A 1,476-nucleotide genomic window follows, 5' to 3' on the forward strand; every position below is an offset into this window, starting at 1 on the left:
AACAACCCGCTGCTGGCACAAGAAATCGCTGATTTCTCCAGGGACTGCTACGGGCCCTCCCGTGCGCGGCTGTTCATGCGGCAACCCGACCTGGGCTCCGTCGCCGAGGACAACAAGGCGTTGCAAGACCTGAACTGGATCGGCTCCCGATTCCTGTTGAACACCCCGGGGTACTACGACACCGACTACTCGAAGAGTCCCCGTCAGTCGTGGCCCTACAACGCCACCCGCGATGCCGGCCTGCCTCAGGTGGGCGGTGGTGGCGGCTACCCAACCTGCAAGCAGTGGTGGGCTGACTCAGGGATCGGCTTGCGTGATCGGATCAAGGGCCAGGTGGATCCGGACCTGATGACCAGCTTCCTCAAGTGGGCGAAATGGCTGAACCAGGACGAGGTAACCGAGGCAGTCATTCGCCAGGTGATCTCACCCTCCAGCCAGGTCAAGGGCAACGTCTACACCGATTACGGCGGGCAGGTGGGCGGAACCGTCTGGAATGGACTGGCTCGTGCCGGAGGCACCCTCGGAGTAGCAATGGGTAGCCTGGCCTACTTCCCGGCGATGGATATGGTCCGCCAGGCGCTGCCGATGGTGATGTCGTTCCTGAAGATGGCCATGATCATCTGCATTCCGATGGTCCTGGTCATCGGCACCTATCAACTGAAGGTTGCCATGACGATGACGGTTGTATTCTTTGCAATGATATTCGTCGACTTCTGGTTTCAGTTGGCCAGATATATCGACAGCACGATACTTGATGCCTTCTATGGTTCGGGATCACCGCATCTTTCATTTGACCCAGTCATGGGGCTGAATACGGCTACTCAAGATGCAATTTTGAACTTCGTGATGGGGGCAATGTTCGTTATATTGCCCATGCTGTGGATAACTGCTATAGGCTGGGCAGGGATAAGCGTAGGCTCTGTCTTAAGTGGACTTCAAGCTGGAACAGACGCTGTTGGCAAAGCGGGAGCAAGGGCAGGAGACCTTGCTGAGACAGGTATAAAAACAGTATCTAGCGGCATCCAGAAAGGTAACTAATGCTGAACTTGGCCTGGTTCGATCAGGCCAAACCTCACTCATCGACACGCATACCATTAATATAATGACCATAGCCAGATAGACCATCACGGTAGCCATTATCGTGATCAAATAAGCTTGCCTTATCTTCATCACGATTAGCTGACATTAACTTCACATCCCCTTTTACTAAAGCAAATCCGATCAGTCCAAACGACATCAAAGTCATGAAAGCGCTGGCCAGCCAGGTAAAGTTCTGAGCAAAGATAACGAACAGCACCACGACCAGGCAGGTTCGCTTGACCCAGCGCACTGCAGGCCGACGATCATGCAGGCAGAAACGCACAAGCGTACCCAGACCAAAACCGATCCGGGAGGCGAAACCTTTGTTGGTGTGCGTGTTCATCATCAATCTCCTGGCTCCCAGAGGGAGGCATCCTGCTATCACCTATACGCCGA

2 protein-coding genes are annotated in these 1,476 nt (G+C 54.5%); one reads left to right on the top strand and one right to left on the bottom strand.

Annotation, left to right across the window (positions count from 1 at the left end):
• A partial coding sequence (locus HMPREF2924_RS22155; RefSeq protein ID WP_070700660.1) for a conjugal transfer protein TraG N-terminal domain-containing protein occupies positions 1 to 1,038 on the top strand: 1,038 nt, incomplete at its 5' end.
• A 34-nt stretch (positions 1,039 to 1,072) separates the two neighbouring features.
• Here HMPREF2924_RS22155 and HMPREF2924_RS34755 read toward each other — a convergent pair.
• Positions 1,073 to 1,423, bottom strand: a complete 351-nt coding sequence (locus HMPREF2924_RS34755) for a DUF3742 family protein (RefSeq protein ID WP_023094875.1) — start codon at positions 1,421 to 1,423, stop codon at positions 1,073 to 1,075.
• Positions 1,424 to 1,476 lie beyond the last annotated feature (53 nt).

Source organism: Pseudomonas sp. HMSC063H08, from assembly GCF_001813645.1.
Classification (GTDB): domain Bacteria; phylum Pseudomonadota; class Gammaproteobacteria; order Pseudomonadales; family Pseudomonadaceae; genus Pseudomonas; species Pseudomonas aeruginosa.

Coding starts and splice junctions, on each gene's coding strand:
- HMPREF2924_RS34755 (WP_023094875.1), bottom strand. CDS start 1,423: ATGAACACGCACACCAACAAAGGTTTCGCCTCCCGGATCGGTTTTGGT.